Genomic DNA, 26,835 nt, shown 5'->3' with positions numbered 1-26,835 from the left:
AGTTCCGCCCTCGGATCAAACGAGCCGGCGTCGTCCGCTCATTCCCCGAAGCGGATCAGCGTTCCCATCGTTTCCGACGGGGCTTGCTTGGCGCGTTCGTAAGCCTCCTCCAGCTGTTCGAGCTTGTAGACGCCGGTTACGAGCGGCTTCAAATTCATCCGGCCCGAAGCGAGCAACCGCGCAAACTCATCCAGGTTGCGCTGCAGCGTCCAGCGGATATAGCCGTACGGATAGTCGCGGCCTTCCTGCTCGTACTCTTTATCGTAACGTCCCGGCCCGCCGGCGCGGGAAATCGTAATTTGCGCTTCCTTCGCGAACAGCTTGTTGCGGGTGAATTCCGTATTCGTATCTCCGACGATTACGATTTTGCCTTTGTCGCGAATCCAATCCAAAGCCTGGTCGATCAGCCGGTGCTCCTTCGTATTGGCGCAAATGAGCACGCAATCGGCCCCGTGTCCGCGGGTGGCTTCACGGACCCGCTCCTGCACCTGCTCCGGCGAACGGCATACGTTTTGCAGACCGGCTTGCTCAAGCATCTGACAACGCGTCTCCATCAAATCCATCGCAATGACGCGGTATGCCGCCGCATGAGCGATTTGCGCAGCAAGCTGGCCGACGATGCCGAGCCCGAGCACGACGACCGTTTCTCCGAAACGCAGATCAGCTTGCCGGAGACCTTGCAGCGCGATCGTGGCGATTCCTGCAAAGGCCGCCTCCTGCGGATCTACATGGTCCGGAATCGGAGCGACGTGGTTGCGGCCGGCCAGAAAATAATCGGCATGCGTATGCGCGCCGTAACATACGATCCGGTCTCCCGCCTTCACATGATCGACGTCCTTGCCCGCTTCCCTGACGATCCCTGTCGCGCTGTATCCGAGAAAAGCGGTGCCCCCGTTGCGCAGCACCATCAGCTCGGTACCTGTGCTCACCGCAGAATAGGATGTTTCCACCAGCACCGACGTATCTGTAACAGCCGGCACCGGTATGTCGGTAATCTCCAATAACCCTCCAACGCTTCTTGCCGCTCTCATGGTCGCTCTCCTCCGCTATGGCGGTGTCTCGCCTTGCTGCGACACGCCTGTAGTTTCATCTATAAACCTTAAACCTTAATTCATTTTATAATTGATAACATGGCAAAGTCAACGGATTTTTCGCATAAACTAGTTTATATATATCACTTTTTTGTCGATTCTAATGCATAACAATAAATATAAGTTATTTATTTAAAGTTCTAGTTGATAACATCAACCAAATCAACTAAGATATCCATTAGGACATCTAACGGGAGAGATTGGTTATGACGACACGAATAAGCCGTAAATCGTTTGCGGCCCGGCTGGAACGCCTTACGGACGAGCTGCGCAGACGGATTATGGACGGCACTTACGCTGAAGGCGACTTTCTGCCCTCGGAAAGCTCCCTCGCCAAGCAGTTCGAGCTAAGCAACAATTCGGTGCGCAAAGGGCTGGACACGCTGGCCGCCGAAGGACTGATCGTCAAGCTGGACAAAGTGGGAAGCAAAGTAACCGCCCCGGCCGTCAGGCCGAAAACGACGATTTCGATCATCTGCATGCCTTCCATCGAACGGGATCTCGAATTTTCCCGGCTGCTGGAAGACTTCCACAAGCTGTATCCGTCCATTCACGTCAAGCCGGTAGCCTGGAGCATGCTGGATTCTTCGCTGCGCTCTTCGCCGCTGGATACGATTCGCACTTACCTGGAGGACGGAACGGCCGATCTGATTACGATCAATCACAACCATTTCATCCAATTGATCGAGAACGGCTGCGCCGATTTGTTGGAACCGCTCGATAACGCGGAGGGCACGTATCGGTTTCTGACCGACGCTTTCTCCGCAGACGGGAAGCTGTATGCCCAACCGGTCGTCTTCTCCCCCGTCGTGCTTTGCTACAACAAAGACCATTTCGCCGAGGCGGGATTGCCCGAGCCGGATTCCGGCTGGACGTGGGAGCGTCTGATTGACGCCGCCGAGAAACTGACCGTTCCGGGTAGCCGTCACGGCTTTCACTTTTACCAAGTATCGGAAAACCGCTGGCCGCTATTCCTGCTGCAGGGCGGGAAACGCAGGGGGAGCCCGGACGAGCCGGACTGGGAGCGGATGATGAACGGCATCGATTTGTGCGGGGCGATCATTCAGAACCGCCATGCCTTCCCCCCCTATTTGTCCGAAAGCGAACCCGAGGCGAGCCAGCTGTTTATTTCCGGCAAAATCTCGATGCAGCTCGCCACGTATAACAGTTTGAACGATATGAAGCATTCCGCCGTCCGGTACGACATTGCCCCTGTACCCTATATGGACGTGCCGGCGACGCTTCTGATCGCGATCGGACTGATGGCGAGCCGGCGCTCCAAAGCCAAAGAGGCGGTCAAGCTGTTCGTCGACTACGCCGCTTCCGTTAAAGCCCAGCAATGGATACGCAGTCGTACGCTGACGGTTCCCGCATGCAAGCCGGTCGCCGAATCGCCGCCGCAGGAGGATACGGGACTGAACCGCCCGCAACATGACCAGATCTTTCGCGAGATTATGCCGTCCTACCGGTGGCATACGGATCTCGGCGTGCCGATCCGCCTGCTCGGCGCTTTGCACCATCCGCTCAAGCTGTACTGGTCGGAGATGATTGACCGGCAGACGCTTCTGTCCGAGCTTCGCCGGTTGCGTCCGGCGTCCGGCCAAGACGAAGAGGCGAGGGCCGATCGGCCTCTTGCCTGAGTATATTAACCGAACCGTAACCGATGGAAACGTTCCTTACCAAGCTCCGGCCAAATTCGCACATTTCCGGCCCGATCCCGCAAAGACTTCGTCCCCGTCGCCCCCTATTATGGAGTAGCAAGACCACAATCTTACCTTTAGAAGAGGGACGGGGATACCATGAATCCAATCCGAATGGGATTAATAGGCTGCGGCGGCATGGGGGGCGGACACGTGCTTGGCGCAGCGTCGCTTTCCGGGCGGCTGAAGGTGACGGCGGTATGCGATATCGAGCCGGAGCGTGCCGACCGGGCTGCGCAATCGATGGGGGCCGCCTCTGCGGTGACCGATTACCGCGATCTGCTGGACGATGTCGACGCGGTGCTGATCGCTCTTCCCCATCATCTTCACTACGAAGTGGGCCTTGCCTGTCTGGAAGCCGGCAAGCATGTGCTGATGGAGAAACCGATGTGCAATACGGAGGAGCAATGCATCGGACTGATCGAGGCCGCAGAGCGGAACGGCAAAGTGCTGATGACCGCCTATCCGGTCCGGTTCTGGCCGATCGTCCGGAAAATGAAAGAACTGATCGACAACCGAACCTACGGCGAACCGTTCCATATGTCGATCTATACCGAACAGTTCACCCGCTTCCCGGCGGGGCACTGGACCGAATCGGCGGACAAGCTCGGGGGCGGGCAGCTGTTCAGCCACGGCTGTCATTACATCGACCTGCTGCTCTGGTTTTTGGGCCGTCCGGTCAAAGGATTTCATCTCGGCACGCGGCTGGGTACGCCTTGGATGGAGCGGGAGGGCACGAGCGATCTGGCGATCGAGTTCGAGAGCGGCGCGGTCGGTTACCATTTCGGCACTTGGGGAGCGCGCGGGACTCGGATCGGCTACGCCATCCATATCCATTGCACGGAAGGGATGCTGGAATTCAATCGCTCCGAAGGCAAGCTGTACCTCCATTCGCATATCGTCGAGGAACGGGCCAATCTGGATACGGCGTCGAGAACGAGAGTGCTGATGGAAGACAACGCTCCCGGCAAAAAGACGCAATATGAGCTGGAGCATTTCCTCGACTGCATCGATGCGGGTCAGCAACCCGATACCGACGGCTACGACAGCCTGCAAGGGCTTCGCGTCATCTGGAAACTGTACGAAGCGGAACGCGCCGGTACGATCGCTGATTTGAGGGGGTTGGAGTTGGCTGTGCGTTGACAACTGTAAAGCCTGACTAAACCATTTACATAAACGTTTCCATCCCGCTTATTTAGTGGTTTTGGAGGCGTTTATTTATCATTTGAGACTCGCCGACTTGATGCTCCCATTTAATCCAGCCATTCCCTTTGGCTACTTAATCGTTTTTTTCAGTGGCTTTGCTTGGCTCTTGCTCAGTTAAATGAAATAGTTTCAATATTAACGCCAACTATATGTTAAAATTTTACTATATTGTGTGTTCTGAGGGGGTTAACATGAGAAGCGAGAAGGAAATGTTTGATTGATCATTGGAGTTGCCCAAACGGATGATCGAATTCGGGCCGTATGCATGAATGGTTCAAGAATTTTAGAAAGCATCTTCCTGAACCCGATTGGGAGTTGTATAAAAACACATATGCAGACTGCAACTACAACAATATGTGGAATGCTCTTTTTGCAGCCGGTGACTTATTTCGAATTCTCGCTTCCAATCTGGCCCAAAAACTAGCGTACTCGTACCCTTACGATGACGATAGGAAGATGACTGAATATCTGAAGCATGTAAGAGGTATGCCTATCGATGCAGCAGAAATACATTGAGGTGTTTTCTTGTCAAATTTCAAATATCTACGGCTCGTGTTGGGAGCGATAAAATGGATGGCATGATATCAATAATAAACGGTGTATCCCTCTGGCATACGGTTCATGGTCAAGGAATCCCCGTGGTGCTTCTACATGGTGGTCCAGGGGCTTACGACTATATGGAGCCTGTGGCTGACATGTTTAGCAACCGCTACAAAATTATACGTTATGAGCAGCGAGGAAGCTGGAGGTCTGAGCAAAAAGGCCCCTACGATGTACGGACATTTATCGAAGATTTAGAACATCTAAGGGTTCATCTTGGAATCCAAGACTGGGTTGTGTGCGGGCATTCGTGGGGAGCATCATTGGGACTGGCGTATTCCGCCAAGTATACTAGCCGGGTTCGAGCGATGATTTATATATCGGGAACGGGAATAAATCCTGCATGGCATGTCGATTATCGCGCTAATCGGCTTGAGAATATGAGCTCTGACGAAAGAGAGGAATATACTCGCTTGCGTTCGAACGTAAATACAGTGAGCGGCATAGAGAGGGAGCGCATGCGAAATCGAATGCGCGAGCTCAGCTTGAGGGCAGATTTAGTTAACAAAAAACATTTCCACCTGCTTCCACGAGCGGATGGACCGTTTCTAAATAATGAGGTTAATCAAAAGGTCGACTGTAACGCATATCTCGAAAATGATGAATTTAAAAAAGCCATTTCCTCCATTTCCGCTCCTGTTCTATTGGTTCATGGTGGAGCCGACCCCCGTCCCTATAATTACGTGAAGGAACTTGCCGGCGATATAAAGAATAGTGAGTTTAGATTAGTTCCTCAAGCGGGACATTACCCATGGCTGGATAACCCAACTGCTCTTAGGGAGCAAATTGAAGATTTTTTAGCTCGGAACAAATTGAAATAACTGCAAGAATCCGGATCGACGACCCGCTCACTCAGTAGGTCCGATCAAGCCCCGGAACGGGAACTTCGGGGCTTGTTCTTACTCGCCCCAGCTATGCTTTTTCTGAGTTTCATTCCAGCCAATAAGAGCGATTTGCAGCTCTTAAAAAACAATCTTCGCCCACTAGTTGGGAAATAGAAGCGGTTTGAACCTCTTATTTCAGCCAATCGGCCGGGAAAACGTACCTTCCAAGCGAAATAGCAGCTACAAACGAGGCTGTCGATTCATTATGGACAACCAAATGGAAAGGGAAAAGATTACCTTCTGGCGAGTTTTGTCTGGAATCCCCTACCTTACAATCCTTATTTAATCAAGGGATTCCGGACAACCTGTCTGAGCAGAAGAAGGTAACTTTTCACTTGGAACGGCCTGCTAACACTTCTACATAATGAATCGACAGTCTCACAAACCGCTCCTATTTTCGCTTCAAACCCGGATTTGGACAAAATAAGAGGTACATACCACTCTTATCGCCTCGGCTCCCATACGGAGTAGGAACTCCGCCGCCCATCGGGCTGCCTGCAGCTGGCGGCCGCCCGCGGCCGCCCCTCTCCGCATCAGAAGAGGCGCCTAGCTCCAGAACGCGCCGCTAAACCCAGACCAACTCAGCCCTTCACACTACCCAGCACGATCCCTTTGACAAAAAACTTTTGCAGAAACGGATATACCGCGATGATCGGCATGGCGCCGAGGAAAATTTGCGCCGCCTTGACGGTCTGGTTGGACAGCTCCTTCATCATCTCGACCTCGTTGTCCGACATCGCGCTCATGTCCTGCTGGATGATGACGGTCTGCAAGTAGCTTTGCAGCGGATAATGCGCCGGATCGTTCATGTAGATCAGACCGTCGAACCAGGCGTTCCAGTGCCCGACCATCGTAAACAGCAGCACCGTCGCCAGCACCGGCTTGGACAGCGGAATAAATACGCTCCACAGCGTCCGCATATGCCCCGCTCCGTCGATAAAGGCGGCCTCCTCCAGCTCTTTCGGCAGCCCCCGGAAAAAGTTGAGCAGCAATATCACGTTAAACACCGGCACCGCATTCGGCAGCACGAGCGCCCAGATCGTGTCCATCAGCCCGGTATTTTTGACGGTCATATAGGTCGGAATGAGTCCGCCGCCGAACAGGATCGTGACGAAGAAATACCAGACGTACACGGTGCGGAGCTTGAAATCGCGCGTCTCCTTGGACAGCGGATATGCGATCAGCACGCACATGACCATGTTGATCACGGTGCCCAGCCCGAGCCGCTGCAGCGAGATGCCGAACGAGCGGACGAACTCCTCCTTGTTCATTACGTATTGGTACGCCTTCGTCGTAAATTCGACCGGCCACAGCCCCACCTTGCCCGCCGCCGCGGCGCCGCTCGAGCTGAACGATACCGCCAGCACGTGGATGAGCGGAAACAGGCACACGAACGCTAGAAAAATCATAAACGTATAGTTCCCGGCAATGAATAATTTACGGCCGAACGATGGATTCTCAACCACGTTGATCCCTCCTCCTGTCTAAGTTGGCATTAGAAAATCCGGTAATTCGCCAGCCGGTAGGCGAGCAGGTACGACACCGAGATCAATACGAGCGACACGATCGACTTCAGCAGGCCGACTGCGGTGGCGAGGCTGTACTGCGCGTCCACCAGACCCATCCGGTATACCATCGTGTCGATAATATCGCCGCTTTCGTATACGTACGGGCTGTATAGATTAAAAATTTGCTCGAATCCGGCATTCAGCACTTGTCCGAGGCTAAGCGTCATAAGCAGTATGATCACCGGCCGGATGCCGGGCAGCGTAATATGCCACGTCTGGCGCCACCGGTTCGCCCCGTCGATGACGGCCGATTCGTAAAGCGCCGGGTCGACGCTGGAGAGCGCGGCCAAGTACACGATCGTGCTGAAGCCGAACTCCTTCCATTCGTTGGAGACGACAACCGTATAAGGGAACCAGGTATTGTCACCGAGGAAAAAGATCGGATCGATCCCGATCGAAGCGAGCACTTTATTAACGATCCCCTGCCCTGGCGACAAAATATCGATCAGAATGCCGGCGAGAATCGTCCACGATAAAAAGTGCGGCAAATAAATCAGCGTCTGCACCGTCCGCTTGAACACCGCCTTGCGTATCTCGTTCAGCAGCAGTGCGGTTACGATCGGGACGATGAGTCCTGCGACGATTTTCATCAAGGCGATGTAGATGGTGTTCCAGAATACCTCCATCGTGCTCGGAAGGCTGAATACGTACGTAAAATTGCGCAAGCCGACCCATTCCGAACCCCAGATGCCTTTAATCGGGATGAACTTCTGGAACGCCATCGTCAGGCCGCCCATCGGAATGTAATGATAAATAAACACAATAATGGCGCCTGGCAGTAACATCAAGTGGAGCGGCAGCTCCCTAAGCCTTTTTCCTGTCAGCAGTTTATTAAACACCGCAGCTCCTCCTTCCTATCCGCTTACGTCTTGACGGGCCCCGCCCTGCGGCGGAAGCAAAGGGGCGGTAAGCCGCCCCTCTCCCGTTACTTCTTCTGCTTGGCGTACCAGTCGTTCACTTCTTGGGTGATCAGGTCTCCGCCTTGCTTCTTCCAATCGGCTACGAACTTGTCGAACGCGTCGATCGGCAGGTTGCCTGTGACGATTTTGACGAACGTTTCGTTTTTCAGCTTCTTGAGCTGCTCGTTCCGCTCCGCCATCGTCGCCGTCGGGGTCGTATAATATTCGTTCGAGACGAACCGGTCTTCCTTAATAATCTGATCGATGATGCCTGCCGAGCCGCCGGGGCCGTTCTGGGCGAATTCGCCCCACAAGTTTTTCTGTCCGCCCTTGTACAGCATGATCCGGTCGTACACTTTCTTGCGCTCCGGCGAGAGTTCCTCCGGTTTTATTTTCCCGTCCAGCACGGCGGTAGCCTGGCGGTAGTTCTCGATATTGTTGTCCGGCAAATAAATTTTAACTGGCGAATACGTCCAGACGGCCGAAGGGTCTTCTTTGCTCGGAACGATGTACTTGTAGTACACTTCTTCGGATTTGTTGTAATAATACGTCTGCAGCCAGAAGTCCATCATCTTGAATATCGCTTCCGGGTGTTTCGTCCCTTTCTTCACGACCCAGTAATAGCTGAAAATGTTGAGCGGAAGCTGCGCCTGAAACGGCTTGCCGTCCACCGTCGGCATCGGATACGCCTGCCATTCCTGATTCGGCGTCAGCGTGACGAGCGGGAAGTTCGCCGAGCCGCGGCCGCCGATCATCATCCCGATTTTGTTCGCGCCGATCGTCTCGTATACTTTATTGGCGTCCTTGACGATAAACTCCGGATCGAAGTGTCCGGCCTTGTACATCTCGCTCAGCTTCGTCAGCGCCTGCTTCATCTGCGGCTGAATATCGCCGTTCACGAGGCTTCCCGAACTGTCCTTCACCCAAAACCCGGTGCTCGCGTCGGTATAAGCCCCGTAGCCGTTCATCAGACCGGCGGCCATGCTGAGCTCCTTCTCCATCGCCAGCCCGAACGTATCGTCCTTGCCGTTGCCGTCCGGATCTTTTTTGGTGAACGCATCCGCAATCGCGAACAGATCGTCGATCGTTTTCGGATCGGGCAGGCTCAGCTTCTCTTTCCAGTCTTTGCGAATCCACAATATCGCAGGTCCTTCCTTGGCAACGCCGGACCACGGAATCGCCATCAGCTTGCCGTCGAACGTCGCCGACTTCAGCACCGTATCCCCGGCGCCCTGCATCACTTTCTTGATCGATTCCGGGGCGTGATCGTTATACACCTTCGTCAAATCCTCAAGCATGCCGGCTTCCTGCAGCTGCTTGAACTGCTGCGGCGTCGCCGCGAAAAAATCGGGAATCTCGCCGGAGGCGATCATCAGGTTCGACTTTTTATCGTATTCCGTCGAGGGGACGTACCACTGGGTTTTCACTTTAATGCCGTATTTCTCCTCCAGCGTCCGCGTCCATATATTATTGTTAATATCTTCGCCGTTAAAAAACTTGGTCGTCGGGAAGCTGTAATTCACCGTCGTCAGCTCGATCGGAGGATCGTACTTCTCCGGCACCGTCTTCGGCCCGCTCGTCTGCTGCCCCGTCTCTGCAGGTGTTTTCCCGGACGCGTCCCCCGCCGGCTCCGTTTTGCCGCAGGCAGCTAGCAGTGGAACCGCTACCAAACTTAGGCTGACCAGCATCTTTACCATTTTGTTTTTTGTCATACTGAACTTTGGCCCCTTTCGTCATCTCGTGATCAATGAATATGGCGAATCGCAAACGGCCGGCCGTTCGCACCGTTCGCCTTTCGTATGCCCATCTTATCCCGGCGCCGCTGCCTGGAACAAGAAACCGTTTCGCATCTCCTATTCCGAATCGAAGCTTTCCCTCCGAAAATGGCCGATTTATACCGTGCGGAATAAGAGTGGCGGAAATGAATAACCCGCATCTATAGTTGAAACCGATTACATCGATTATACTGAAAGGTGTGATCCGGTTGTACCGGAAACGATCGCCAAGACGATTCGGAGGGAGAACCTGTGGAACGACGACGCATCCGATTCAACGGAAACTCGCTATTCGCCAAACTGCTTCTCGGATTTATGGTCGTCATTCTCATTTCGTTCGCATTCAACTTGTTTGCCTACAACTTTTTTTACAATCAGATGCGCGACGAACTGATCCGCTCCAATACGACCGCCCTCGCCAATACGGTCGATGGTTACGAGACGCAGCTGCTCCAGCTGGACGATTTGCTTACCCGGTACTATTTCGACAATTCGGTCGCGGCACTCAAGAAAGGGAATATCGGCTCCGACTTCCCGATCGTCAACGAGCTGGCCGACGAGTTCCGTACGATTGTCAGCAATTACAATCTCGATCTGGAGAACGTGTTCATCTATTTTAAGGAGCAAGGTTTCGTCATTGACAAAAACGGGTATTCGCGGGTCGAAGAAATGTTCGGCAAATATTACGTCAGCCGCGATTACGGGCCGGAGTTTTGGGCCGAACAATTTGCCGAAGATTTTCACTTCCGCACGTTTCCGTCCGCCGAGTTTGACCGCCACCGGATCGAGCTGATGAATCCAGGGTCGTCCCGCTTCGTCCCCGTCATCGTCAAAAGCCAGATCGGCAGCCAGTTTTATGTAGGCGCGCTGATCGATGCGGACCGGATGTTCTCCGCTCAACTGCAGCGTGAAGACAATCCGTTTTATATGACGGGAAGCGCGGGACAGCTGTTCTACAGCGCCGGAGCCGTTCCGGCTGCGATGCCGGCCGCTCCTGCGGATGCCGGCAAATCGTTCGTGCTGCACGGAAGCGACTATTACTTCTACAAAACCGGCGAGCTGTCCGGACAAACTTACGTCAGCGTCATTCCGTACGAGACGATCGCGAGCCAGATGACCAAGATGAATGTGCTGCTGCTTACGTTGTTCGCCCTGTCGGTGCTGATCAGCATCGCGATCTCCGTTCTGCTGAGCGTCCGCTTCAAAAACCCGGTCCAGCGCATCCTGGAGGCGCTTCGCCAGATGAATCCGGTCATCCGGCAGACGAGCACGATCCACGAGTTCAACGTGATCAGCGAAAGCTTGCAGCATATGATCCAATCGGTTCACCGGAAAAACTCGCTGCTGCAAAAATACGGCTACCTGGACAAAATCAAAAGCATCCAGGCGCTCGATACCGAGGTGCAGGCGCTGGCCGATACGAAGCGGTCGTTCCACTTTATCATGTTTCACATCCATTACACGCGGGAATACGAGCTGCTGGGCCGCGACCGTCCGCTAAAAGCGACTTACTTTCTCGAGTTCATCAACCTGAACATGACCCAGACGTTCGCCGATTCCGTTACGATGCAGGTCGAAAAGGAGCGGATCTTGTCCATCGTGTTCACCGACCGCGACGAGTCCGAAGCGCTTACGGAAATGCTGTGCTACCTCAAGCAGATTTTCGACCGCGACAGCGCCTACTACCAGCTCACCATCGCCTGCTGCCCGAAGCTGTGGGAGCCTTCCGAGTTCACATCGGCCTATGAGACGGCCGGCGAGATGCTGCGGCGGCGCATGCTGAGCGGCGAAACGCAAATTATCGGCACTCCCGGTCCGCTCGAACCGGTCATATTCTGGACGCCCGAGGAAGAGCGAAGCTTCGCCTCCCATCTGGAGGCGGGCAACGAGCCGCAGCTGACCGCGCTCGTCCATAGCTCGATGCAGCGGCTGACGCGGCGGCAGGCGACCGCCTGGCATTACCGCCAGTATGCCGGCGATCTGCTCTCCAAGCTGCTGATGACGCTGATGGCGCACCAGATCGATACGAATTCCTTGTATGCGGGATATTCACCTTATGATGAGATGGAGCGGTTCGTCTCGGAGGCGCAGTACATCGAGCTGTTCGAGCGGCTGCTCGGCCAGGCGGCGCTGCTGATCCGCCAGAAGCGGGACGCCCGCGACCCGATCGTCGACTTCGTCGTCGGGTTTATCGAGAAGCATTACGGGGACGACATCTATCAGGATCTGATCGCAGGCAAGCTGAACATCTCAACCGGTTATTTGCGCAACTATTTCAAGGAGAAGACCGGTCAAAACTTAAGCGACTACCTCAACGAGATCCGGATCGGAAAAGCAAAGGAAATGCTGGAGGAAACCGAGGAGAAAATTCAGGATATCGCCGCCAGAGTCGGCTATCAGAACGCCAATTCGTTTACCCGGATGTTCCGGCGCCTGACCGGACTGACGCCCGGCGAGTACCGGAGAGACCGGATCGTCAATCCGCAAAAGTAAAGAGCAGGCCCAAGGCCCGCAAGCTCACAAAAAAAGGTCCCCCCGAATCGTTACTTCAACGAATCGGGAGGGACCTTTAGACGTTCCTGTCGGTTAAATCAGATCCGAGCGCTGCAACAGCTTCCGAATCATAACGGCAACCTCGGCCCTCGTAATGAAGGCTTCCGGTGCAAGCAGAGAATCGTTCCGTCCGGTGACGATGCCCGCTTGCAGACTATCGGTTACGCCGCTTGCCGCCCATTCCGCCACACGATGGGCATCCGCAAACGCACCCGGCAGCACTCCGTCTGCTTGAGACGTCTGCTTCGCCTTCAGACCGGTTATCTTCATCGCATTTGCGATGATCACCATAGCTTGTTCGCGTGTAATCTTGTCTGTCGGACGGAAGGTTCCGTCGTCGAACCCGCTGATCAGTTTGTTCGCGTACGCCGTCAGGATCGCTTCGCTGTACCAATCCGCGGCGTGCACGTCCGGGAACGGCGCAGTTCCTTTCTCGGGCTTCAACCCGAGCCCTTTGACCAGGATCGCGGCAAATTCCGCGCGGGTAATATCCATGTCCGGGTTGAACAGGCTATCGCCGATCCCGCCGACAATCAGACGCGAGCCCATGTCGTTCACCGTGTCCTTGGCCCAATGTGCGGCGACATCCCTGAACTCCAGCGGATTCCAGATGACGGAGTAAGCGCTGTTCGTCAGGCTGTTGATTTTGGCATAGTATTTGCCGTCCACCTTCACAATCTTGGTCGGCACGTGGCGGACCGTTCCATCCGCATCCGCTACGACGCCTGTAGTGATTTTGCCCGGGTCGACCCCATCCGGGATCGCGATCATTCTTTCCACATATGCGTCAAATCGGGTTACCTCGACTGTCGCATCGCCATAGATCGCCTTAACCGCAAAGTCGAGCGGCGGAACGACAATCGTATACGACTCTTCTCCCGCAGCGTTCTGCATCGCCTTCACGGCGTCTGCCGGCGGTACGCCGATTTCGATGCGCACTTTGATATCCGATAGCGCCACATTCTTCCCTAGCTGCTCCGAGATCGACCGGATGTTGATTTGCCGGGCGGGCAGCGTATAGACCGCATGGTCAGTTTTGATCTCCACGACCGCTTGTTTCCGTTCCATGCTTTGCACCATTTGACCGTTTAATTCGCCAATCGCCACATCTGTATCCGCCAAGACCGGAATAGTAATGACCGCATGCTCACCTTCCGCCGCGAGCTTCTCCTCCAGCTTGCCCGGATCGACCGTAACCGTCGTAACCGTCCGTTCATTTACGGTAGCGGTTGTCGCCGCGCCTATATGCTCTGCCTTGCCGTTAATCCAGACGTCGACTCCCGTGCCTGACTTATCCGGAGAACCCGGAACGGTCGGCACCGAAGGCGTTCCGCTGCCGTTTCCGGCGCCTCCATCGTCATCAGACGGCGACGGGGTCGGCTGGACCGCATTGGAAGGCGCGGACGGCAGGCTGCCGCCTACCGAGTTAATCGCCTTTACGGTAAACGTATATGTCGTCCCGTTCTGCAAGCCCGTTACCCGGATCGGACTGGCAGCCCCGGTCGCCTTCATGTTCCCCGGCGAGGCCGTCACTTCGTAGCCGGTTACGGCGCTGCCGCCGTTATTTGCGGGCGGTGTGAACGCTACTGTCGCTTCTCCGTCACCTTCTGTAGCTACGACGTCCGTCGGAGCCGTAGGCACCGTCACCGGGATCGCGCTGACCTGATTGGACGCCGGACTATCTCCGCCCGGACCTGCGGCCTTCACGACAAAATAATACGCGGTGCCGTTGGTCAAGCCCGTAGCCGTGTAACCGTACACCGCACCGCTTACGGTTGCGACTTCGCTTCCATACGTGCCGGAAGTGACGCTTTGGAATACTTTGTACACGGTCGAGCCCGTCACAGGACTCCAAACCAGCGTGATTTGTCCGTTACCGGCTTCGGTCGCTTGCAGCACCGGCGCCCCCGGTGCGGGGACCTGCGGCACGGCGCTAACTTGATTGGAGGCCAGACTGTCTCCGCCGGCATTAACAGACTTCACGACGTAATAGTACGTTACGTCGTTGGTCAATCCGGTTGCCGTATAGCCGTACACGTCCGCGCCGACGGTCGTTACTTCATTGCCTTCCGTTCCGGCCGCCAAGCTTTGGAATACTTTGTACCCGGTCGCACCCGGAGCAGGAATCCAGGCCAGCGTGACTTGCCCGTCGCCGGACGCTGCCGACTGCAATAGCGGTGCCGGCGCCGGCGGTGTCGTCGGCGTTACGCTCCCTGACGGAGCCGACGGTAAGGAGTCGCCTTCCGCATTCGTCGCCACAACCGTGAACGTGTACACTGTGCCGGCCGTCAAGCCGGTTACGGCGATCGGGCTTGTCGCTCCGGTTCCCGTCTTCCCGTCGGGACTGGACGTTACCGTATAACCCGTGATCGGACTCCCCCCGTCGCTCAGCGGCGGCGTGAAGCTGACAAGAGCGGTGCCGTATAGAGCCACTGCCGTGACGCCGGTCGGCGCACCCGGCTCCCCGATCGGCGTCACGCTCTCCGATGGCGCGGATGCCTGCGAAGAGCCGATAGCGTTCATCGCGACAACCGTGAACGTGTACGCCGTGCCGTTCGTCAGCCCATATACCGAGATCGTACTCGTTAATCCAGTTCCAATCTTGCCCTCGGGGCTGGATATTACCTTATACCCCGTGATCGGTCTTCCTCCGTCGCTCACCGGCGGCGTAAAGCTGACCGCCGCTTGGGCGTTGCCCGCCGTGGCCGTCACCCCGGTCGGGGCATCCGGCTCGGCGGCAGGCGTGACGCTTGCCGTCGGCGCGGATGGCACCGAATCCCCTTTCGCGTTCGTAGCGACGACCGTGAACGTATATTCCGTCAAATTCGTTAACCCCGTTACCGTAATCGGACTGGCACTTCCCGTCTCCACCAGCCCGTCGGGACTGGACGTTACCGTGTAGCCGGTAATCGGACTTCCGCCGTCATCCGCCGGCGGAGTGAAGCTGATCGTCGCTTTTCCGTTGCCGGCAACTGCTGCCGCCCCGGTCGGCGCTCCCGGCTTCTCTATGGTAATGACAAGCTTCTGCACGCGATGATTGTTCATATCCGCCACGTAAAGCACGCCGCTTGTGTCCACTACCGCCACTCCATACGGATTAAAAAACTCGCCCAAGCCGCTTCCCTGCCCGCCTCCGCTCTTCCCCCACGCCTTCCATGTGTTCGTGGCGGCCGTCAGCTTTAAAATACGACTTTTGCCGACATCGGCTACGTACAAGTTGCCGCTGCCGTCTACCGTTACTTGGCGCGGAAAGCTGAAGGTTCCCAGGGCGCTGCCGCCATTTTTCCATTCGCTCCATTCGCCTGTAGATACCGTGAACTTCTGAATCCGGTTGTTATTCGTATCCCCGACATACACGTTTCCGTCGTCGTCTACCGCCACGCCTGTCGGCTGATTAAATTCGCCGAGGCCGGTGCCGGATACATTGCCGGTTTTACCCCAGGTGCTCCACGTGTTGTTGGACACCTGCAATTTCTGAATCCGATGGTTGCCCGTATCGGCCACATACACATTCCCGTTCTTGTCGACCGCCACGCCTTCCGCGCCTTTAAACTGGCCCGGCGCGGTTCCGGATTGGGAATCGCTTTTTCCCCACGAGGTGAGCAGAGCTCCCGCTGCCGACAGCTTGTACACTTTATGACCGCCGTAATTGTTGCCCATATCGGCGACATACAGATTCCCGGTTTTGTCTACAGCCACTCCAGCCGGGTTCGTATAGGTGACGCCCGTTCCAAAGTTGCTCCATGTGCCGGATTCGGTCAGCTTCTGGATGCGTTTGTTCAGAAGGTCGGCCGCGAACAGATCGCCGCCGCCGTTGACCGCCAAGCTGTACGGTTTATTGAATTCGCCCGACCCGGCGCCCGAAGACGAACCTGTCGCAACCCATTCGCTCCATGTCGTACCAGCGAGCTTCTGCACGCGATGGTTGTTCGAATCGGCGACATACATTGTGCCTTCCTGGTCCACCGTAACGCCCATCGGCGAGTTAAACTCGCCCAGGCCGGCCCCCACTGCTCCGCCGGTTTTTTTCCACTCGCTCCAGCCGCCCCCTGCCGCCAGTTTCTGGATGCGATTGTTGCCGGTATCCGCGACGTAGACGTTCCCATACTGATCCACCATCACCCCGAACGGAGCGCTGAAATGCCCCATTAAGCTTCCCGACGTAGTGCCGTTCCCCCACTGGCTCCATGTGCCGCCCGACATCTTCTGGATCCGGTTGTTGCCGCTGTCGGCCACATACAGATTGTCGCTGCCGTCTACCGCCAGCCCGCGCGGATTACTGACTTCACCTAAGCTACTCCCCGATCCGGCCAACTCGCCCCAGACGGTGCCTCCTGCCGCCAGCTTCTGGACCCGGTTGTTGCCGCTATCGGCCACATATACCGTACCGACGCTGTCTACCGCGATCCCGTACGGCTTATTGAAACCGGTCCACGAACTCCATGTATTCGTCGAGGCATCCAGCTTCTGAACGCGATTGCCGTAAAATTCCGACACGTACAGGTTCCCCGCAACGTCCACCGTCACCCCGACAGGTCCGTTAAAGCCCAGATTGCTGCTGACCGACTGCCAGCTGCCGGTCGCCTTATCCAGCTTTTGAACCCGCTGGTTGCTGGAATCGGCCACATATACATTCCCGTGGCTGTCCGTCGTCATCCCGATCGGGAAATTAAACGTCCCCGCATCGGAGCTTGGCTTCGGCCCGATCCGGCCGTATTGACTCCATGTCTCCGCCGCATGCGCCGGAATGCCGAACGCGATTGTCCATACGATAAGCAAGGCCAGACCAGCCGCGGCTAGTTTCCCCATCTTATATTTTGCCTTTCTTGACCTCATTGTTGGCATCCTCCCGCATGAATAGTAGCCTACCGGCGATATTCGCCGTATTTCGAACTCATTCGACGGCAATCGGGTCTATTATACAAGCCTGCGATAAACGGAAAATAAACAACAAAAAGCCATTGGAATCGGATCGACTCCAACGGCTCTCGACAGTCCTTGCTTATGGCCCCATTTTCGTTATAAAATGTTTCATCCGCGGATCAGGCTTCGCCCCAAGCTCCTTCTCCAGCATCTCCTCCATCACCCGGTATTGCCGGAACGCCTCGTTTTTTCTTCCCAGCTCCGCGTAAAGGCGGATCGCCTCATGATGGATATCTTCCCTCATCGCGTCCAGCTTTAATATTTCGCTAAAGTAATGCAGCGCCTGCTGCGGTTTGTTGATCCCGATATGGAATCTCGCGCCCGCTTCCAGCAGCTCGATATACTGCCGTTCGAGCGAGCGCGCCAGCTCCGCCGCCCATTCGTAGTCCTTTCCCTGCAGTAATCGTCCCGTATACAGCGCCTCCGCCCGTCTGAACAGTTCGGCCTGTTTCTCCGGAGCCTGCCGGATTTGCTTGAGCAATCGCTCGAACTCGTACAGATCGCAGCGAAGGGCGCCCTCCCTGATGCCGATTTCGTGTTTGCCGGCCGCGAGGAACGAATCGGACTCGCCGTTGTCGAACGCTTTGCGAATGTAATACAAGGTCGAGTTCAAATTTTTCAGCGCTTTGTTCTTTTCCAGACCGCTCCATAACGTATCGACGATTTCTTCCCGGCTGACCGTTCCTTTGCATACGAGAAAAGCGAACAGCTCCTCGGTTTTGGGACTTCTCAGCTTCACCTGCACCTGGTCCCGCTCTCGCCGGTATAGTTTCAACCCGTTAAACAGAAGGACCTGAGCGGAGGAGCCGTCTGCAGCCGCGGACCGATGACGCTTCCGGATTTTATCCAGTGTCCGGGACAGCCGCTCGGCGGTTACGGGCTTCAGCAAATAATCCAGCGCGTTTCGATCGAACGCCTGAACCGCATATTCGTCATAGCCGGTTACAAATACGATATCGATCGAGTCGTCCAAGTCGTGCAGCAGGGTGGAAAGGAGCATACCGTCAATATCCGGCATGGAAATATCGAGAAACGCTACGTCTACCGGATTCGTCTTGGCGAATTCATACGCCTCGGCCGGGTTCAGGAAAGCCGCGCACAATCCGAGCTCTCCGCTCTCCGACAGCAAAATGCCCAGCCGCTGCACCGACAGCTCCTCGTCATCCACGATCATCGCCCGCAGCATATTTGATCTCCTCCTTTCGTCCGTTCGGCTGCACCGGAATAACGAAGGAAACCTTCGTCCCGCTCTCCTCCGCGCTTTCGATCCGTATCCCCTCCCCATACATCAGCCTGAGGCGGCGGTCGATATTCCACAGCCCTACTCCCCTCTTGTCCGTATCCATGCTTTGCACGGCCTCCAGCGTTCGTCCGCTCATCCCGCGTCCGTTGTCCTCCACGGTGCAGCGGACTGCTGCATTCCCTTCCTTCTTGACGGAGAGGCGCACGGTCCCTCCCGACGATCTCGACATAACGCCGTGCCGGATCGCGTTCTCCACAAGCGGCTGCAGGAGCAGAGGCGGCATCCGCATAGCCACCGGGAATTCGTCCACGTCGTATTCCACTTGCAGCCTGTCGCCGAAGCGCGCCCGCTCGATATGGATATACGCCTTCACCAGCTCCATTTCCCGGTCCAGCGTCGTAACCGACTCCAACTGCTTAAAATCGAAGCTGCCCCGTAAATATTGCGAAAGCTGCAGCGTCAGCTCCTCCGCCTTCCGGGGATCGACCATACACAGCGTAGCGATGGAATTCAGCGCGTTGTACAAAAAATGAGGCTTGATCTGGGAACGCAAAAACGCAATCTCCGCCTCCTTGGCCGTCTTCACGGATGCCTTCAGCCGGGTCAAGCTCCGGACGCGCGCCATAAGCTCCTCCGGTTCATACGGCTTGCCGACAAAATCATTCGCTCCGCTGTCCATCGACCGTTTCGTCTCGGCCGCCCGGTTTTTGGCCGTCAGCATCAGAACCGGCATCTCGAAGGCGGAGTACCGTTCCCGGATTTGGTTCAGCACTTCGTATCCGGACATATCGGGCATCATCATATCGAGCACGACGAGCGCAATATCCGCGGCACGGGACAGCTCGTCCAGCGCCAGCCGGCCGCGATGAACCGCGATGACGGAATACCCCTCCAGCCGCAGCAAATTGATCATCGACTGCAGATTGGCGTGATCGTCGTCCACGACGAGAATGCGCTCTTCTTGTTCCCCCGCGATGTAGACCGGGTACTCTCCCGGCATTAGAGACGTCTGCGCATACGGCCGGTTCCCTTCCCATTCCCGGCTGTCGCCCGAAGCCGGCTCCGGCGACACCGGAATCGTAAACGAAAACGCCGACCCTTGTCCCGGGCTCGATTCAACCCGGATCGCTCCCCCTTGCAGCTCCACCAGCTTTTTCGTAATGCTAAGTCCGAGTCCCGTACCGCCGTAAGCTTTCGTCTCCGAGCTGTCCGCCTGCTCGAACGGTTGAAAGATGCGCTCGCGCATGGACGCCTCGATGCCGATCCCCGTATCCTCCACGAGTACCTCGACCTGATCTCCGCCCGCTTTGGCGCTGATTCGCACCCGGCCCGTGTCGGTGAATTTGACTGCGTTGCCGATCAGGTTATGCAGAATCTGAATCAAACGGTTGCTGTCCGCATAAACGACGGGCAAATCCCCGGATACGTCGTTCACGATCTCGATTTCTTTTCCTTCCAGCAGGAACGCATGAATCTGAACGACCGAATCGACGACCGCCTTCAGATCGACGCCGCTCCGATGAAGCGAGATGTCTCCATGTTTCATTTTCGAATAATCGAGCAATTCGTTGACCAGATGAGACAAACGTTTGCCGCTTTCGTATACGATGGCCAGATGGCGCGCCTGCTTTGCGGTTACCGGTCCTTCCACCCCCCGGAGAAGCGTATCGGTTATGCTCACGATGGCGCTTAGCGGCGTTTTCAGCTCGTGGGACGTATTGGACAGGAAGTCGTCCTTGATCTTGTCCAGCTCGAGAAGCCGGCTTCTCATCCCGTCGATCGTATGGTACGCTTCGAAGAAGCGGAGCACTACCAGAACGAGCATCATCAGATTGAACCAGACGATATAAAACTGCCCCAGCCATGCATGCTCCTTCAAGGAAAACGAAAACAGGATCATGTCGACCGAATACAGCAGCGCGCACAGGATGGCCGAAAAGAGCAGCAAAGACTTCAAGCGGTCGCCCTTGCCGCTTCGGACGTACAGGACGGCCGTCCTCAGTACGAGCCAGATCGTCAACGATTCATATACTAAAATAATAAACGGTTCGACCTTCGAATAAACAGGGATCGGCAGTACGACCACCAGCGCCGTATAAACGCCAAGGACAAGGATGAACAACCGGGCGAACGTAAGCGAGATGATATTCCGCTTTAACCGATAAAATAAGGCAGCCAATACGATGAAGCAGGCCAGCGAGCAAAAGTCTTTGATCTTGAACATAAGCTCAAACGGCAAGTCCGGAGCATACATCAGGAGAACCCGTTCCCCGACCAAGCCGTTGTATATCGCATAAAACAGGCAAAGCAAAGCGTACAGCAGCAGCGAGTAGTCTTGGCTCCGGTACCAGGCCGCCGTTACGAAGCAAATCGCGAAAATGAACGCAAGCGTAGCAAGGATCGCAAACGTCCCCAGCTCGTGCGCCTTGCTCTTCTGCTGGGTCGCCAGCATCGCGGCCTGCTCGCCGAAATAAAGGGAAGCCGGAATGCCCGAATTGGCGTAATCGAAATTAGCCACGTGAACGACGATCTCGATATCGCTCCCTTTCCGGGCGGAGAAAAAGCCGATCTGCGGGACGTTGCCGGCCCTGTAGTCTGCCGCCGCGTCGGAGGGATTGCCGTCCTCGAACAGCTTGTGCCCGTTCGCATAGACGGCGCTCGAAAACCGGATGTTCGTCTTCTTCAACGCGACTCCCCCGTCGAACGGCACGTTTTTCAGCACCATCCGGTACGTCGCGTACCCGTGAGCGGGTAGCTGTTGTCCGCTGACCGTTTTGCCGTTCCATACGGAGGGCACCTTGATTAGATCGGGAAACGACGGGCTGTCCGCTCCCGCCCGCCGGAATTCCTCCGGGGTCAGCAATCGATTCCAATAAAACTCCCATTCGCCGTCCAGCCTGATTCGCTCGTTACGCTGGTAATCCCAACCGGAGAGGTCCATGATACCGCTGCGAACCCTCAACTCCCCCGGCTGGTCGTCACGATTCATTAGGATGGAGAACGGTATTAACGAACTGGCCAACAATGCGACAAAGCACACAAGTACAATTCTTCTGAGCAATGGATCGGCTCCTCGCAACCTCTTAGTTATGAAAACTAATTCGACAAAATCCTTCATTTCCCTCCAAAAGCTGAGGTTTGCCGGATGCGGAGCGGTCAGCGCCTGTAAAAAACAAACATCCCGACCGCTCTTTAAGCGGTTCGGGATGTCCGGATAGGCGGCAGCAGCAATGGTGGCTGATCTGCGCCCGGTTATTTTCGAATTAATGGATGTCCTTCTTCTTGAACCGTCCGCCCTTCACGTCATGAATGTTGCCTACCGCGAGGAATGCGGAGCTGTCCAGCTCTTCCACAATCGACTTCATCTTCGCTTCTTCCAGCCGGGTAATAACGCAGAAAATGACCCGTTTCTCTCCGCCCGTAAAGGCTCCTTCCCCGTGCAGGTACGTAACCCCCCGTCCCAGACGCTGAATAATCGCCTGCCCGATCTCTTCGTGCTTCTCACTTATGATCCAGACCGATTTCGATTCGTCGAACCCTTCCACCGTTACATCGATCATCTTGTAGGCGATAAAGTAAGCGATCAGCGAATACATCGCGCGGTCCCAGCCGAATACGAAACCCGCCCCGGCCAAGATGAAAATATTGAAAAACATGACGATCTCGCCAACCGAAAACGGAGACTTCTTCGTAAATAAAATCGCAACGATCTCCGTTCCGTCGAGCGAGCCGCCGAAGCGGATGACCATGCCCACGCCGACGCCGAGAATAATGCCGCCGAACACCGAAGCAAGCAGCGGATCATCCGTTAGCGGACTCACCGGGTGAAGAAGCCAGGTGCCGAGGGACATGATTGATACCGCATATAACGTGGACAAGGCAAACGTCTTGCCGATCTGCTTATAGCCCAAATACAAGAAGGGTAAATTAAACAACAATAAAAAGACGCCAAGCGGAACATGAGTCAATGCGGACGTAATGATCGAGATGCCTACGATACCGCCGTCAATTATACTGTTAGGTACAAGAAAAATCTCCAGGCCGACCGAGAATAACGCGGCCCCGAACGTCAGGAAGCATATTCGCTGGAGCAGCTTCATCCGCGTAATATGGGTATGCGATTTGGCTTTGGGCTGCGTTGCATGCAGCTCTACTGTGTCTGTTTTCATCGAGAACCTCCCTGTATCATGGCTTGCAAGAACGCCGGGTTCCCGTGCGTCCCGAACAAATGGTCACAACAAATAACCGCCCTAGATTGTAATCAGGCCAAATAAACGCACTTCAATAAGAGCCTAACAAAAACGTCTAGACGGATAAGTAATTGGATGTGAATTTGATCGGACGAAGCAGCAGACTCTTCATCAGGAGAGGGATTACAAAGGAAAAGTGGGGCATCCGGACCGATAGGGCCAATCCTAATGCGAGCAGCGTTACGGAAAAGGCCGCATAGGGGACGTCTGATTCCGGCTTATCGTAGTTTTGTCCGAGAACGGCTGCGCCGGTGCAGCCTGGAGCTCCCGAAGATACGGCGGGGATAGCGCTGGAGACAGGAGTGACGACCGTTTCGATCGTGGGCATGAGAAACGACCAGATTAAAAGGAATGCGGAAATCAGCTTAACAAAAATCCGCGCGCCTCTGTCCAAAGTCATCGTTTCTCCCCCTTTCCAACTATCTCTCTATAGGCAGAATATCACAAATTCACGCAAATTTCAAAACTTTTTACCCTGGTATTGCCATTTCCCCCCTTTCCCTCCGTTTTTCTTCCGATATCGCATTAATGAAATGAACCGCTTCTTTTTCCTTTATCCATGCGCTGCTTCGCCATTATACATCTTTGTTGCAATCCACTTTTAAAGGACGACAAAACCCGGCATGATCCGCACGAGAGCAACTTCCCCGCGGGATAAATACCGGGTTTTCCGATCCCCTTTATATTTACGCCTTCAACGTTCTCCATTCCTGGTCAAGACCCAATCCGCGCAGATCCGCGACCGTATGGTTGCGTTCCGCCTCGTACAGCTTCCAGATGACGCGCAGTCCTTGGAGGCTGGTCGGCCCGTCCGTAATCGGACGCGTGCCGTCACGGATGCAATCGAGAAAATGTTCGAGTTCATGGTTGGTCATTTTGCCCGAAGCTCCGGCTTCGTACAATACTTTCTTCCGCGACTCCGAATCCAGATTCGCCTTCTCTTCCTTGATCGCCGTATGGGCGTACAGCTTGTTCTCGGCAAGGTTGATTTCCAGCATTCCGTTGGTACAGTGCGCGTGGAGACTCCAGCCGAGCCTCGTCCCGCGGGCTCCCCACGTTCCGAAGTGATAACCGAGCGCACCGCTTTCAAACTCGATCGTAACGTTGCTCGTTCCTTCCTTCTCCATCCACGGGGTTCCGAAATTCGTACCCAGATGCGTTCCGCGGACAGGGCGTCCCAGAAACCAGAGCAGCAAATCCACGTAGTGGCAGCCATGGCTGAAAAATTGCCCTCCGCCCAGCCGCTTCGCGGACAGCGCCCAGTGTCCCGGCTGGTAACGCGTATATTGTTCGGTCCAGACCGACATCTGGAAGCATTCGCCGTATTCTTTGGAGTCGATCAGCTCTTTCAGCTTCAGGATGATCGGCCAGAAACGTACCGGATAGGCGGTCATCAGCACTTTGCCGACCCTCTCCGACGTCTCGATCAGATCGAGGCACTCCTCCTCGGTATTGCACATCGGTTTCTCCATCAGCACGTGCTTGCCCGCTTCCAGGCAAGTTTTGCCGACTTCATAGTGAAGGTCATGCGGCAGTACGACCAGTACGGCGTCGACATGGTCCAGCAGATCGTGGTAATCGCTGACGGCATGCTTCGCTCCTGTCAACTCGGCCGCTTTCTGTGCGCGCTCCAGCTCGATATCGCACGTAGCTGTAATCTCGACCCGTTCTCCCAAATACTGAAAACCTCCCGAGTGCGATCCGGCCATTCCTCCGCAGCCGATAACTCCAAGACGAACTTTGCTCATGATGATCTTCCCTTCCCCCGCTTTGCGGCACTATTAGGCGCGATCAAAAAAGCATAGTGAACCGTAAGATCGGCCAACATAGGTTAGCCGTTTTTTTGATCGCGCCTTAGGTCTGTTCTCTTTCCTAGCTCCATCATAACGGGATCAGGGCAAGCGATCTTTGTCTTTCCGGTCCGATGTTTTGCACTTTTTTGGGCGGCTGACTGCAAAGGCCGGTTTGAGGAATCATTTTAATAAGGCATGGACGAATTAGTGCAAATATTTATATTCGGACTGCTCCGGACTGTCGAACGGCATCATATTCACTACTGCGGCAGGATCGATAGCATGCAACGCTTCCCGGAAACGGCCTTCGTCCTTTTTGGCGATGACCGCCAGGAGATCGCCTCCCGCCTCTCTGGAAGCCGAGGGGGCGGACTTGGCCTGGAGGAACGAAACAGCCGGACCCAGCTGTTCCTTCATATCGGAACAAAGCGCAGCAGCCGATTGGAGACTGTGAATCCGCACCAGTGTGTACTTGTGGTAGCCTCGTATCATATACCGCAGCGAGCGGTACGCCAAGTAATAAGCGATAACCGAGTAGAGCGCCTGCTCCCAGCCAAATAAAAAACCGGCGACGGCGAGCACGAGCAGATTAAACAGCATGATCAGCTCGGCTACCGACAACGGAACTTTCCGCTTCACCCAATGGGCGGCTTCATTCACACCGTCCGTATAACCGCCGATGCGAAGGATCAGGCCAGCTCCTCCGCCAAGCGCCAGCCCTCCCAGTACCGAAGCGGCCAGCGGATGCTCGGTCAGCGGCGGGATCGGGTCCAGCAGCAGCGTTACGGCCGCCGTGACGCCGAGGGCGGCCAGCCGCACAACGGCGGAGTTTTGCCCGCGCCGGGGAACGGCCAGAAACAGGAACGGGACGTTGATCAGAAACAAAAACAGTCCCAGCTGCATCTCGGTCATGTGCGACAGCATAATGGAAATCCCTTGGGCGCCGCCCGTCACAAGCCGGTTCGGCTTCAGAAACAGCTCGAGCCCGACTGCGATCAGCACGGCTCCGGCACAAAAGGACAAGACGGCGAGCCAATCGATCCTAATCGGCTGACGGTGAAACCGGTTCGGACGAGGTCCTTTCATGGCGCCCCGCATCGGTCTCAGCCCTCCCGTTCGGCAGACTGGACACGATCGGCCGGCTGAGCGTTATCTTTTGGCTGCAAACGCTCCTTTCGTCCGTAAATCAGCTTGTAGATCGTTTTCGACTCCTTGGTAAGCAACGGGCCCAAAATGGCAAGGATGAGTACGTACAGCGCTGCAAAAGGCTGCAGCAGCGGCAGCAGCGAGCCCGCTTTGCCCAAATTCGCCATTACGATCGAAAATTCACCGCGCGAAACGATCGTCAGACCGATATTAACCGACGCCTTTTTGGACAGTCCCGCGCTTTTGCCTGCGAGCATCCCTGCTGCGAAGTTGCCGATCAGCGTCACCACAACGGCGCCGAGCGACAGCCAGACCGCGCCTCCGAGCGTAGTCGGATCGATCGTAAGACCGAAGCTGAAGAAAAACATCGCCCCGAAGAAGTCGCGGAACGGCAGAATCAGATGCTCGATCCGCTTCATATGCTCGGTTTCGGCCAATACAAGACCGACCAACAGCGCGCCGATCGCCTCGGCTACGTGGATCGTTTCGGAGAAACCCGCTACGACCATCAGGCCGCCGAAGATGACGAGCAGAAACAGCTCGTTGGACCGGATGTCGAGCACCTTATTCAGCAGCGGGACCGCTTTGCGTCCGATAATAAGAACGGCGAGCATAAAACCTAGCGCGATAAGCGCCGAAATGGCTACGCCGACGAACGAAGTCGAACCGCTGAGCACAAGACCCGACAAAATGGAAATATATACGGCCAAAAATACGTCCTCAAACATGATGATGCCAAGAATCATCTCCGTCTCGGAGTTGGCCGTTCGTTTGAGATCTACGAGCACCTTCGCCACGATAGCGCTTGAGGATATCGTCGTAATACCCGCAACGACGAGAATTTCTTTAAAGGGCAGGCCGGCGAAGTAGGCGAACAACAGGCCGAGCGTAAAGTTGATCGCGATATAAATCGTGCCGCCGACGGCAATCGATTTGCCCGACTTGATCAGACGCCCGACCGAAAATTCCAGGCCGAGATAAAACAGTAAAAATAAGACGCCAAGTCTGCCCAAAAATTCGATGAACGGGGCGCTTTCAATAAAACGGAAGTCGAAAACGCCGATTTTGGGAGCGTGCGGGCCAACCGCCATTCCGATCAAAATATAAAACGGAATGACTGAAAATTTCAGTTTGGCCGACAATATTCCGGCCACGGCAATGAGCACGACAGCGAGACCGATCTCCAGCACGATGTGATCCATAA

Annotated in this window: 17 protein-coding genes; 5 read left to right on the top strand and 12 right to left on the bottom strand. The window is 55.5% G+C overall.

Annotation, left to right across the window (positions count from 1 at the left end; genetic code table 11):
- Window positions 1-38 precede the first annotated feature (38 nt).
- Entirely contained in the window at window positions 39-1,031 is a 993-nt protein-coding gene (locus tag AC3Y2E_RS18820) for a zinc-dependent alcohol dehydrogenase (protein ID WP_379213004.1), read from the bottom strand.
- Between the two features lie 266 nt (window positions 1,032-1,297).
- Here AC3Y2E_RS18820 and AC3Y2E_RS18815 point away from each other — a divergent pair, with 266 nt between their 5' ends.
- From AC3Y2E_RS18815 to AC3Y2E_RS18800, 4 genes are all read left to right on the top strand, one after another.
- Entirely contained in the window at window positions 1,298-2,731 is a 1,434-nt protein-coding gene (locus tag AC3Y2E_RS18815; protein WP_379213002.1) for an extracellular solute-binding protein, read from the top strand.
- A 159-nt stretch (window positions 2,732-2,890) separates the two neighbouring features.
- A complete protein-coding gene (locus AC3Y2E_RS18810) occupies window positions 2,891-3,934 on the top strand; it encodes a Gfo/Idh/MocA family protein (RefSeq protein ID WP_379212999.1) in 1,044 nt (347 codons plus the stop codon).
- 324 nt (window positions 3,935-4,258) lie between these two features.
- Entirely contained in the window at window positions 4,259-4,513 is a 255-nt protein-coding gene (locus tag AC3Y2E_RS18805) for an aminoglycoside 6-adenylyltransferase (protein ID WP_379212997.1), read from the top strand.
- Window positions 4,514-4,566: 53 nt separating this feature from the next.
- Window positions 4,567-5,418, top strand: coding sequence for an alpha/beta fold hydrolase (locus AC3Y2E_RS18800; RefSeq protein ID WP_379212995.1), 852 nt, complete (start codon window positions 4,567-4,569; stop codon window positions 5,416-5,418).
- A 644-nt stretch (window positions 5,419-6,062) separates the two neighbouring features.
- Here AC3Y2E_RS18800 and AC3Y2E_RS18795 read toward each other — a convergent pair.
- The 3 genes from AC3Y2E_RS18795 to AC3Y2E_RS18785 all read right to left on the bottom strand — a co-directional run bounded on the left by AC3Y2E_RS18795 (window position 6,063) and on the right by AC3Y2E_RS18785 (window position 9,660).
- Entirely contained in the window at window positions 6,063-6,947 is an 885-nt protein-coding gene (locus AC3Y2E_RS18795; protein ID WP_379212993.1) for a carbohydrate ABC transporter permease, read from the bottom strand.
- A 29-nt stretch (window positions 6,948-6,976) separates the two neighbouring features.
- Entirely contained in the window at window positions 6,977-7,834 is an 858-nt protein-coding gene (locus AC3Y2E_RS18790) for an ABC transporter permease (protein ID WP_379213122.1), read from the bottom strand.
- Window positions 7,835-7,974: 140 nt separating this feature from the next.
- Window positions 7,975-9,660 (bottom strand): extracellular solute-binding protein, encoded by a 1,686-nt coding sequence (locus tag AC3Y2E_RS18785; RefSeq protein ID WP_379212991.1) that lies wholly within the window; start codon window positions 9,658-9,660, stop codon window positions 7,975-7,977.
- Window positions 9,661-9,975: 315 nt separating this feature from the next.
- Between AC3Y2E_RS18785 and AC3Y2E_RS18780 the strand changes: the two genes are divergently transcribed.
- On the top strand, window positions 9,976-12,216 hold the full coding sequence (locus AC3Y2E_RS18780; protein WP_379212989.1) for a helix-turn-helix domain-containing protein: 2,241 nt from the start codon (window positions 9,976-9,978) through the stop codon (window positions 12,214-12,216).
- Window positions 12,217-12,309: 93 nt separating this feature from the next.
- On the opposite strand, the gene AC3Y2E_RS18775 is transcribed toward AC3Y2E_RS18780, so the two are convergent.
- The 8 genes from AC3Y2E_RS18775 to AC3Y2E_RS18740 form a co-directional block, all read right to left on the bottom strand.
- Window positions 12,310-17,112: a fibronectin type III domain-containing protein gene (locus tag AC3Y2E_RS18775; RefSeq protein ID WP_379212987.1), complete on the bottom strand. Its 4,803-nt coding sequence runs from the start codon at window positions 17,110-17,112 to the stop codon at window positions 12,310-12,312.
- Between the two features lie 166 nt (window positions 17,113-17,278).
- Window positions 17,279-18,385 carry a response regulator gene (locus AC3Y2E_RS18770; RefSeq protein WP_379212985.1) on the bottom strand — a complete coding sequence of 369 codons (1,107 nt, stop codon included), beginning with the start codon at window positions 18,383-18,385 and terminating at the stop codon, window positions 17,279-17,281.
- Window positions 18,360-21,503 carry an ATP-binding protein gene (locus AC3Y2E_RS18765; RefSeq protein ID WP_379212983.1) on the bottom strand — a complete coding sequence of 1,048 codons (3,144 nt, stop codon included), beginning with the start codon at window positions 21,501-21,503 and terminating at the stop codon, window positions 18,360-18,362. Before AC3Y2E_RS18765 ends, AC3Y2E_RS18770 begins: the two co-directional genes overlap by 26 nt.
- 202 nt (window positions 21,504-21,705) lie before the next feature.
- Window positions 21,706-22,542 carry a YitT family protein gene (locus AC3Y2E_RS18760; protein ID WP_223836696.1) on the bottom strand — a complete coding sequence of 279 codons (837 nt, stop codon included), beginning with the start codon at window positions 22,540-22,542 and terminating at the stop codon, window positions 21,706-21,708.
- A gap of 205 nt (window positions 22,543-22,747) precedes the next feature.
- Window positions 22,748-23,092, bottom strand: a complete 345-nt coding sequence (locus tag AC3Y2E_RS18755; protein WP_332071677.1) for a hypothetical protein — start codon at window positions 23,090-23,092, stop codon at window positions 22,748-22,750.
- Between the two features lie 286 nt (window positions 23,093-23,378).
- Entirely contained in the window at window positions 23,379-24,440 is a 1,062-nt protein-coding gene (locus tag AC3Y2E_RS18750; RefSeq protein ID WP_379212980.1) for a Gfo/Idh/MocA family protein, read from the bottom strand.
- Between the two features lie 249 nt (window positions 24,441-24,689).
- Window positions 24,690-25,583, bottom strand: a complete 894-nt coding sequence (locus AC3Y2E_RS18745) for a YitT family protein (RefSeq protein ID WP_379212978.1) — start codon at window positions 25,581-25,583, stop codon at window positions 24,690-24,692.
- A gap of 5 nt (window positions 25,584-25,588) precedes the next feature.
- Complete coding sequence (locus tag AC3Y2E_RS18740) at window positions 25,589-26,833, bottom strand: cation:proton antiporter (RefSeq protein ID WP_379212976.1); 1,245 nt, start codon at window positions 26,831-26,833, stop codon at window positions 25,589-25,591.
- Between the last annotated feature and the right edge of the window lie 2 nt (window positions 26,834-26,835).

The sequence above is a fragment of the Paenibacillus sp. MAH-35 genome, assembly GCF_058135425.1.
The sequence above is the reverse complement of the archived record's forward strand: the minus strand, read 5'-3'. Positions and strand labels throughout refer to the sequence as shown.

Bases quoted from the DNA above. Each gene is read 5' to 3' on its own strand.
- AC3Y2E_RS18800 (WP_379212995.1), top strand. From the start codon at position 4,567: ATGGATGGCATGATATCAATAATAAACGGTGTATCCCTCTGGCATACG.
- AC3Y2E_RS18760 (WP_223836696.1), bottom strand. From the start codon at position 22,542: ATGAAGCTGCTCCAGCGAATATGCTTCCTGACGTTCGGGGCCGCGTTA.
- AC3Y2E_RS18785 (WP_379212991.1), bottom strand. From the start codon at position 9,660: ATGACAAAAAACAAAATGGTAAAGATGCTGGTCAGCCTAAGTTTGGTA.
- AC3Y2E_RS18805 (WP_379212997.1), top strand. From the start codon at position 4,259: ATGCATGAATGGTTCAAGAATTTTAGAAAGCATCTTCCTGAACCCGAT.
- AC3Y2E_RS18745 (WP_379212978.1), bottom strand. From the start codon at position 25,583: ATGCGGGGCGCCATGAAAGGACCTCGTCCGAACCGGTTTCACCGTCAG.
- AC3Y2E_RS18775 (WP_379212987.1), bottom strand. From the start codon at position 17,112: ATGAGGTCAAGAAAGGCAAAATATAAGATGGGGAAACTAGCCGCGGCT.
- AC3Y2E_RS18820 (WP_379213004.1), bottom strand. From the start codon at position 1,031: ATGAGAGCGGCAAGAAGCGTTGGAGGGTTATTGGAGATTACCGACATA.
- AC3Y2E_RS18740 (WP_379212976.1), bottom strand. From the start codon at position 26,833: ATGGATCACATCGTGCTGGAGATCGGTCTCGCTGTCGTGCTCATTGCC.
- AC3Y2E_RS18770 (WP_379212985.1), bottom strand. From the start codon at position 18,385: ATGCTGCGGGCGATGATCGTGGATGACGAGGAGCTGTCGGTGCAGCGG.
- AC3Y2E_RS18755 (WP_332071677.1), bottom strand. From the start codon at position 23,092: ATGACTTTGGACAGAGGCGCGCGGATTTTTGTTAAGCTGATTTCCGCA.
- AC3Y2E_RS18810 (WP_379212999.1), top strand. From the start codon at position 2,891: ATGAATCCAATCCGAATGGGATTAATAGGCTGCGGCGGCATGGGGGGC.
- AC3Y2E_RS18750 (WP_379212980.1), bottom strand. From the start codon at position 24,440: ATGAGCAAAGTTCGTCTTGGAGTTATCGGCTGCGGAGGAATGGCCGGA.
- AC3Y2E_RS18815 (WP_379213002.1), top strand. From the start codon at position 1,298: ATGACGACACGAATAAGCCGTAAATCGTTTGCGGCCCGGCTGGAACGC.
- AC3Y2E_RS18790 (WP_379213122.1), bottom strand. From the start codon at position 7,834: ATGTTACTGCCAGGCGCCATTATTGTGTTTATTTATCATTACATTCCG.